The following is a 5,446-nucleotide window of genomic DNA, read 5'->3' as shown; positions in this document are numbered from 1 at the left end:
ACTGGTCACTGCTTTTTTTGAGCGGGAACTCAAAGCCCTGGCTAAAAAACACCGGTCGCTTAAAAAAGACCTGGCAGGGTTAATTGAACAACTGGAACAACAACCCACCACCGGCACCGACCTCGGCAACAACTGCTACAAAATACGCCTGGCCATTGCCTCCAAAGGAAAAGGAAAATCCGGCGGCGCTCGCGTCATCACCCACGTCAAAGTCACTCACACCACCGTCTATCTGATTTCCATCTACGATAAAAACGACATGGATAATATCTCCGACAACACCATCAAAGAAAGACTGAAGAAGTTGGAGTGAAAAAACAAAATCCCATTATTCTCTAGTGATGATTTTCTCTATTCTGTACCTTAATTTTTCAGACACCCTGCTATTATTTTTTAATTCATTTAGTAATTTCAAGACACTCTGATTTCTACTATTGTTCAGAATAATTTTTTCCTTCCCAATTGGTGCTGAAATAATATTTTCCAAAACAACTTCGCTTAACTTACTATTATTAAATTGAGCTATCGCTTTTTCAAAAATCTTCAAATACTCATTTAATGATAGTTTCTGCATTGAATACACAGCAATAAGCTTTTGCTGATCCGTTCTATCAGCTCTGTAAATAAAACTTATTGCATCACCACTGAATAAATGAGGATTTTCGTATATGCCAACAAACTCCTGTACGGCAAATAAGTCCTCTGCAGAAGTAAGATCAACAACCTTCTTTTCAATTAGTAATATAGTACTATCAAAACTTAAAGTACGGTTGACCATTTCACTATTATTCTTGTTAATTCCAGACTTACAGCCTGTTATATACATTGATAAAAGAACACAAATAACGAAACCTCTCATAAAATTCAATTTGATCTAACTCTTAATCTATTTGTATCAATACGCGGTCTCAAATTATCTTGCACTGGCCTCTGCGATGGAGGAATGTAAGGTGTAGCAGGAATATTAGACCGACTCGAATTTGGTGTATACCTTCTATAAACAACTTGACCTTGCTGATTACTCCTAAACCCCCAATCGCTTGTTTTTACAGCATCAACACCATTAGAGGTGGAGGTGCCAGTAGTTAGGCCGACTCCTGTCACTATTGCAACGTGTCCAGTAGCATCTGAGTAATTAATTTTTTGCGCCGCAATATCTCCTGGCTGAGGCGTTTCCCCTGGCTTAAGAATTTCCCAATTTGGTATATTAAAATTCGGATCAGCCCATTGTGCAGCTAGTGGGGGATATTGATCAGACATACCCAACAATTGTCTAATCATTCCACTTTTGTTAGGGGTACCAGGATCCGCACCAGCCTGAACCAAACAGTCATACACAAACTTATTGCATTTATTAGTTTCTGAAGGAAAATTGTCCTTTTGCACGCCATACATCCAAGACTTTGAGTTTTCATAGCCTAATGCTATTTGCACAATGCTATTTCTTATTTTCTGAGGATTATTTTGATCATCATCTTCGCCCTCTTCACTTTTAGCACCTCCAAATAAAGACTTCAGTATATTAAATGCTTCAATAGCATCATCACCAGTAAATCTAACGCCTCCATTTACTTCCTCAACAGCCATCCCATCGGGATCTATATACCTTATTGGATTATTAACTGCAAAATTGTAAGGAGACATCCTCCTAAATATATCCGCCAGCGGATCAATCACATGCCATCTTCCAATCTGCTGGTCATACATTCTCGCTCCATAATCATACCAGTCTAAACTTGTTCCATCACTAAACTCCTTCTCCTGTTTTTCTTTCCCTCCAAACTCAAACTTGTTGTCCAACTTCCCCATGGCTCTGGAGCTGATGCCTGTCATGGTCAACCCAAACGGATAATAATGCGTCTCTTCCAGGATCGGTCCCCGCTCGTGGGTCAGCATAAAGTTATCAAAATAAACCAACTCATCCGACTCATTGCTGAAGTAAACATAGGCATAGCCGTTCTTTTTAACAGTTACTGCTTCGGCTCCGATCCGAGAGATTGTTCCCCAACTGCCCACAGTGTAGGGTACGGGTACCACCTTACTGTTGGTGGCATCGAACTGGAACTGTTCATTGAAGAGCAAAATATGCAGGTAGGCTTTCGGGGCCTGGTTGGACCCACTGGTACTGTTCGGCGTGTTTAAGGCATTGGCCAAGGCCGTTTGGGCCGATAAATCCGTACCCAGGCTGGCCGCACCAGCTTTGATCACCCCGCTGGGTGAGATCGAGTTGCCCACCAGCGTCGCAATATTGGCGATCAGGCTGTTGATGCCCCCTGCTCCCGTATTGTTGGCATTGGCGGTCGTATAATAAAACTGTACGCTGCTCTGGATCTTATCCCCGCTCATTACCTTCAGCAGCTTGGCAGCCCCGATGGCCCCCAGGCTCTTGCGCGTCAGCATCGCATTGGTGCCGCTGCTGTGTGCGGTGCGGCTGGCTACCACATTGATCGACTGCCCCGATTTATTCTCCCAGTACTTGTCCTGGCTTTGAACTTCCGGGCTACCCGAAGCTCCTTCAAACGTTAAGGTGGGGTAGGTTTCAGAGTCGACGTCTTCGGTTAGCACCATGCGCACATTGCCCAGGTGGTCTTTTAAAAAGTAATCGTAACTCAATTTCGCCGGCGTGGATCCGATCAGCGGCGTAAACCGGATCCGGCCTTCTTCGTGCGCGATCAACTGCAAGCGCAGGGTATAATCATTAGCTGCATCAGCCGGACTGGTAATGCGGGTTTCATAGACCTGCCCCATCAGATAATCCGTTGTGGTGGTAATGGTTTTACCGGCCGTACTTATATCCACTGTCTGCTTGCGCAGTTTAGTGCCGGCTGCGTCGTAGGTATAGGTGATCGTACCCCGGTTGGTAGTGGCATTTTTGCGTACACTAATCTGAGCCGGCAGGTTCAGGTGGTTGTAGGTAATGCCATTGCCCCCGGTTGTGGTCGCCATGTCCTTATTTAGGTCTTTGACCAGATTACCATTGGCATCGTACTCATAGTCAACTGTTGCAGTTGTTTTGCTTTGCGTATGATTGGAAGAGACTTTAAAATCACCCAACAAACTATTCGGATCATTGGCACTTTCCCGAACATTCAACAGCTTATTGGAAAAGGTGTTGTACCCATACACCAAGCCATCCATCGTAAAACTACCCCCTGGTTTCCAGCCTTTTTGCTGCATACCATTTATATTTCCATTATAGGAATAGCTTATACTATTTGTTGAGTAATCCATCCCCGAAGAAACGTCATCTGTGTATGCACTGTTGGTTAAGCGATTGATTTTATCATAGGTAAACGCCAGTTTCCTGGTTACCTCCTGATCACCTGCTGTTTTCCAATTGATGGAGCCGATGTTTCCATTGTATTGCTTGGTGTTGGAACCCCAGCTATTTAACCGATCATACCCAATTTCTAAGGCAAAATAACGATCCGGGCCCAAGGTAGTCATCTGGTCCTTATTGACTCCCAGTAACCAACCCCGGATATTGTACAGGTAATTTAAGTTGGCCAGCGCTGTACCAGGTGCCGAGGGTTTATTGCCCAGTTTTTTATCCTTCAATTGTCCCAGGGCATCGTACTTTAATACGGCCGTTGTTTTGGGGGTAGAGGGCAAGGATCCACTATTTACCAGGGAGTGACTCACTCGTTTCTCGATGCGTTCCTGACGCCAAAGGTCATCGTATTGGTAATTCGATACCGTTGTTGTTTCCTGGTTGGGTGTACCTGCTACGACCTGCTTCACCACACTGGTTAACACCGCTCCGTTCCAGCTGTATTGATTGCTCACGATGTCTACACCTCCTACCAGGTTAGTAGTTTGGGTTTGAATCACCCGGCCCTTGTCATCGTAAATCAGCACACTGTACAGATACGTACTGGAAGTACCCAGTACCTTGGTCTTCGTCCAGGTGGTTTTACCGATGACCGCAGAACTGGGATAGGGCTCGATGGCAAAACTTGGTGCTGTAGGGGTAGTTCCCATGAGCATATAGGTGCCTGTGCGATAAGTAGCATCGTAGGTGGAGCTTATACCCTGACCAGTTGGCAAACTTGTATAAGAATCATAGCCGATTTCAGTAAGCTCTTCATACGGTGTAAAGTTTACTAGATTGGGATATGGAAATTCTGAAGCCGCTTCGGTGGATAGTACCTGGAGCGTTTTGCTAGTGGTCAGGAGCCCCGTTTTTTTGGGGCGGTTCAACTCGTCATAAATGGTGTACAGCCAGTTTTTTTCCGCCAACGCACGCATATTGGCATCCTGGCTCAACACCAATCGATCCCGGGCATCATAGACCATGCGTACCTCCCCGGCACCCGGCACTTTTTTTACGATCATTCGGCCTCGCTTGTCATAGGCATACCGAAAACATTGTTCGGCTAAAAAAACAACATTGGTCAACTGCCAGTTTAAACTCGTATTAGTCCGCAATAACTCTACGCCCTGCGGTTGAACAACACAACGCAATTGCCCTAGATCGTCGTAGATGTAGTAAGTACATAACCAGTTCTCATGGCCTTTTCCACTTCCGTCATCTGCCGCACCTACCGTCACTTGTACCTTTTTGAGAATAACCTTCCCCTCTTTATCTTTAAATTCTACTACCTGGTTGCCATTTTCATCGACGGTCATGTTTTTATATAAACTTCCCGCAACATAATTGCCCGATAAAGTATAACTACCCAAGTCCCCCAGGGTGCCATTGTCGGTGACTGTCCAGATACGCACCTCATCGGCCGTGGTATTAAAATACCGTTTCGACTCTACTCCGCGGCTCGCACCCACCCAGGATTCTCCGGGGTGCATTTGTTTGTCAACTCTATTGAGTGGAGAAGCTTCAAACACCGTTTGCCCATAGTACTTCGTATCGCCCTGCCCATAGATCGGACTTAATGCATTGCTGTTGCTGTAAAACCAGGTCTGCTGGTCGAGTGCATTGGATTTATAGGACCCATCCGTTGGTGAAGCACTGCCGGCAATATTGCTGTGCGCCACAAAGGGCAGGTATTGTTTTTCTTCTCTACCATACACATCATAAACAACCGGACTCACTAAATCATAGGCCGTGGTTTGGGATGCAGCAGTGTTCAAACTACCCTGCTTCACCACAGTTTGGATGGGCCTACCCAATCCATCGAGGTACTGGGTGGTTTGACGTACTTCCCGTACTGTTTTATTTTGTAAAGTAGACGGATCCGTTTGCGGAGTCAAGACCTCCCAGGTACGCACAAAATTGATTGGCGTTTGAGCGTGGGTGAACAGCACAGAGAGCAGCAGGACACTGAGTGAAAAAGCAGTATTACGTAAAGGAGTCAGGTGCATATGGTTCGTACTAACAGTTATGTAGAATAAGGTTTACTGGTCTGGTTTATTTGATCGTGTACCCAACCCGGAACACCACCGGCTGTGTTCTGGGCACTTGTTGTCGCCATAAAAAATCATAGAGCAA

At 45.4% G+C, this 5,446-nt stretch carries 3 protein-coding genes; 1 reads left to right on the top strand and 2 read right to left on the bottom strand.

Annotated features, from left to right (window positions below; translation table 11 throughout):
• Positions 1 to 313: type II toxin-antitoxin system RelE/ParE family toxin (locus A1D16_RS18040; RefSeq protein WP_290712090.1), on the top strand; the 313-nt coding region annotated here is incomplete at its 5' end.
• A gap of 15 nt (positions 314 to 328) precedes the next feature.
• Here A1D16_RS18040 and A1D16_RS18035 read toward each other — a convergent pair.
• Together A1D16_RS18035 and A1D16_RS18030 are read right to left on the bottom strand one after the other, a co-directional pair.
• Positions 329 to 859 carry a hypothetical protein gene (locus A1D16_RS18035; protein WP_290712088.1) on the bottom strand — a complete coding sequence of 177 codons (531 nt, stop codon included), beginning with the start codon at positions 857 to 859 and terminating at the stop codon, positions 329 to 331.
• Between the two features lie 5 nt (positions 860 to 864).
• Complete coding sequence (locus A1D16_RS18030; RefSeq protein ID WP_290712086.1) at positions 865 to 5,319, bottom strand: DUF6443 domain-containing protein; 4,455 nt, start codon at positions 5,317 to 5,319, stop codon at positions 865 to 867.
• Positions 5,320 to 5,446: the final 127 nt, after the last annotated feature.

Origin of the sequence: Flavihumibacter sp. CACIAM 22H1, assembly GCF_001601815.1 — a bacterium.
In the GTDB taxonomy this organism is placed as follows: domain Bacteria; phylum Bacteroidota; class Bacteroidia; order Chitinophagales; family Chitinophagaceae; genus Flavihumibacter.
This window is presented reverse-complemented; position numbering and strand designations above follow the sequence as displayed.